This window comes from Staphylococcus devriesei (assembly GCF_002902625.1).
GTDB lineage: Bacteria > Bacillota > Bacilli > Staphylococcales > Staphylococcaceae > Staphylococcus > Staphylococcus devriesei.
The window spans coordinates 1-420 of record NZ_PPRG01000094.1 but is presented as its reverse complement, the minus strand read 5'-3'; the positions used below and the strand labels follow the sequence as shown (position 1 = coordinate 420).

General features: G+C 51.9%; 1 rRNA gene. It reads right to left on the bottom strand.

The window, feature by feature from the left end:
- A 16S ribosomal RNA gene (locus CD147_RS11490) occupies positions 1–420 on the bottom strand; the annotation flags it as partial.

The following is a 420-nucleotide window of genomic DNA, read 5'->3' as shown; positions in this document are numbered from 1 at the left end:
CTCCACGGTTGAGCCGTGGGATTTCACATCAGACTTAAAAAACCGCCTACGCGCGCTTTACGCCCAATAATTCCGGATAACGCTTGCCACCTACGTATTACCGCGGCTGCTGGCACGTAGTTAGCCGTGGCTTTCTGATTAGGTACCGTCAAGACGTGCATAGTTACTTACACGTATGTTCTTCCCTAATAACAGAGTTTTACGATCCGAAGACCTTCATCACTCACGCGGCGTTGCTCCGTCAGGCTTTCGCCCATTGCGGAAGATTCCCTACTGCTGCCTCCCGTAGGAGTCTGGACCGTGTCTCAGTTCCAGTGTGGCCGATCACCCTCTCAGGTCGGCTACGTATCGTTGCCTTGGTAAGCCGTTACCTTACCAACTAGCTAATACGGCGCGGATCCATCTATAAGTGATAGCAAA